Source organism: Mesorhizobium sp. M5C.F.Ca.IN.020.29.1.1, from assembly GCF_003997375.1.
Taxonomy (GTDB): Bacteria; Pseudomonadota; Alphaproteobacteria; order Rhizobiales; family Rhizobiaceae; genus Mesorhizobium; species Mesorhizobium wenxiniae.
The window spans coordinates 1-2,969 of sequence record NZ_RZSW01000641.1; the positions used below are offsets into that span (position 1 = coordinate 1).

Consider the following 2,969-nt stretch of genomic DNA (forward strand, 5'->3'; position numbering starts at 1 on the left):
GCGATGCGACGGGCAAGCGGCGAGGCGAAGACACGTTCGCCGCTTGCATGACCATTGGCAATTGGAGCCGCCTGGGGCGCCGGTGCGGCCGCAGGTTTCGGCGCTTCCGGCTTTGGGGTTTCCGCCTTTGGTGCTTCAGTTTTGGGGGCTTCTGTTTTTGGTGCCTCGGCTATTGCCGGAGCGGCAGCGCCGTCACCGCTTTTGGCGGCAGCCGCCGCATCCTCGCCCTCGGCCGCGAGCACGGCGATCAGCGCATTGACCTTGACGCCTTCGGTGCCGGCCGGAACCACCAGCTTGGCCACCGTGCCCTCATCGACGGCTTCGACTTCCATCGTCGCCTTGTCGGTCTCGATCTCGGCGATCACATCGCCCGGCGAAACCTTGTCGCCCTCCTTGACCAGCCACTTGGCAAGATTGCCTTCTTCCATCGTGGGCGACAGGGCCGGCATGGTGATGTTGATCGGCATTTTTCCTCCTCAGTTCCGCCCGGTTAGCGAACGGTGCTGGATATTGAACTGCTCCGACATTCTGCCTCGATAGCCTTCTTCCAATGCCTGAAGCGTCTCGATTTCAGGGATGCCATCTTGTTCCAGTCTCATCCTGGCTATGTGCATGCCGACATCAGCGAGCACCATGCCCCAGTTGTGAGCGTTTGGTCCAAAGAGGTCTTGCATCGTGACGACCGCGTCCGAACCAATCCAGACGCGGAGTATTTCATCGAATTCGCTATTCTCGACGACCACCGCGGGAACTTCTAGTTCGCGCGACATCTCGTTAACCCCGGTACGTCACGGCTTTCACCGCCTCGATGACTTCCGCGACATTGGGCAATGCCAGCTTTTCGAGGTTTGCCGCGTAGGGCATCGGCACGTCCTTGCCGGCAATGGTGATGACCGGCGCATCGAGGAAATCGAAGGCGCGCTGCGACACCTGGCTGGCGATATGGTCGCCGACCGAGCTCTGCGGGAATCCTTCCTCCACCACCACCAGCCGATTGGTCTTCTTGACCGAGGCGATGATGGTGTCGAAATCGAGGGGGCGGATGGTCCTGAGGTCGATGATCTCGGCATCGATGCCCATGCCGCGCAATTCGGCCTCGGCCTTCACCGTGTAGGTCATGCCGATGCCGAAAGAGACGATGGTGACATCCTTGCCCGGTTTGTGGATGCGCGCCTTGCCGATCGGCAGCACGAAATCGTCCATCTTCGGCACGTCGAAGGACTGGCCGTAAAGGATCTCGTTCTCGAGGAAGATGACCGGGTTCGCGTCGCGGATCGCGGCCTTCAGCAACCCCTTGGCGTCGGCGGCGGTGTAGGGCATCACCACTTTCAGGCCGGGAATGTGGCTGTACCAGGCGGCATAGCACTGCGAATGCTGGGCGGCGACACGGGCGGCCGCGCCGTTCGGCCCGCGAAAGACGATAGGCGCGCCCATCTGGCCGCCGGACATATAGAGCGTCTTGGCGGCGGAGTTGATGATCTGGTCGATCGCCTGCATGGCGAAGTTGAAGGTCATGAACTCGACGATCGGTTTCAGGCCGGCCATCGCCGCGCCGACGCCGACGCCGGCAAAACCGTGCTCGGTGATCGGCGTGTCGACGACGCGCCTCGGCCCGAATTCCTGCAGTAGCCCTTGCGTGATCTTGTAAGCGCCCTGGTACTCGGCCACCTCCTCGCCCATCACGAAGACGTCGCCGTCTCGACGCATCTCCTCGGCCATCGCGTCACGCAGCGCCTCGCGCACAGTAGTCGAGACCATTGCTGTGCCGGCCGGGATGTCAGGATCGGCGGCGGCCTTCATGGCGGGGGCAGCGGGAACGGACGCCTTCGGCGCCTCGCCGGCATCCTGCGGCGCGGACTTCGAGCCTTCCTCGGCTGCGTCGGTGCGCTGCCCGCCGTCTGAAATCGCATCCTGGGTGGAAGCCGGTGCAACCTTGGCATCCTTGCCGATATCGGCGGCGCTCTCGCCGTCCTGCAGCAGCACCGCTATCGGCGTGTTGACCTTCACGCCTTCGGTACCCTCGGCGACCAGGATCTTGCCGAGCGTGCCTTCGTCGACCGCTTCGACTTCCATCGTCGCCTTGTCGGTCTCGATCTCGGCAATGACGTCACCGGCGGCGACCTTGTCGCCCTCGTTCTTCAACCATTTGGAAACATTGCCCTCTTCCATGGTCGGCGAGAGTGCGGGCATGAGAATTTCGATCGGCATGTCCTTGCCCTCTCGTTACAATACGATGTCGGTCCAGAGCTCGGACGGATCCGGCTCTGCGTCGTTCTGGGCAAATTCGGCGGCGTCGGCGACAATGTCGCGGACCTCCTTGTCGACGGCCTTGAGCTCGTCCTCATCAGCCCACTTCTTGTCGAGCAGGCGCGCCTTGACCTGCTCGATCGGGTCACGCTCGGAGCGCATCTTCTGCACTTCTTCCTTGGAGCGGTACTTTGCCGGATCGGACATCGAGTGGCCGCGATAGCGGTAGGTCTGCATTTCGAGAATCAGCGGCCCCTTGCCGGCGCGGCACCATTCAGTTGCGAGATCGCCGGCTGCCTTGACCGCGCGGACGTCCATGCCATCGACCTGGATACCGGGGATCTTGAAGGAGGCGCCGCGCTGCGAAAAATCCGTCTCGGCCGACGAACGCGATACCGAGGTGCCCATGGCATAGCGGTTGTTCTCGATGATGTAGATCACCGGCAGCTTCCACAGCGAGGCCATGTTGAAGCTTTCATAGACCTGGCCCTGATTGGCGGCGCCGTCGCCGAAATATGTCAGCGTTACATTGTTGTTGCCGCGATAGCGATTGGCGAAGGCGAGGCCGGTGCCGAGCGAAACCTGCGCGCCGACAATGCCGTGGCCGCCGTAAAAATGCTTTTCCTTCGAGAACATGTGCATGGAGCCGCCCTTGCCCCTGGACAAGCCGCCGCGGCGCCCGGTCAACTCGGCCATGACGCCGCGCGGCGACAGTTCCATCG

The 2,969-nt window shown here is 62.6% G+C and carries 4 protein-coding genes; all 4 read right to left on the minus strand.

Features of this window, described 5'->3' with window-relative positions; translation table 11 throughout:
• The coding region (locus tag EOA85_RS31350) for a biotin/lipoyl-containing protein (RefSeq protein WP_127212318.1) at positions 1–467 on the minus strand (467 nt) is incomplete at its 3' end.
• A 9-nt stretch (positions 468–476) separates the two neighbouring features.
• A complete protein-coding gene (locus EOA85_RS31355; protein WP_036262673.1) occupies positions 477–770 on the minus strand; it encodes a DUF5076 domain-containing protein in 294 nt (97 codons plus the stop codon).
• 4 nt (positions 771–774) lie between these two features.
• Positions 775–2,208, minus strand: a complete 1,434-nt coding sequence (locus tag EOA85_RS31360) for a pyruvate dehydrogenase complex E1 component subunit beta (RefSeq protein WP_127212319.1) — start codon at positions 2,206–2,208, stop codon at positions 775–777.
• Between the two features lie 15 nt (positions 2,209–2,223).
• Positions 2,224–2,969 (minus strand): pyruvate dehydrogenase (acetyl-transferring) E1 component subunit alpha (gene pdhA, locus EOA85_RS31365; RefSeq protein ID WP_127212320.1); only part of this gene is annotated, 746 nt, incomplete at its 5' end.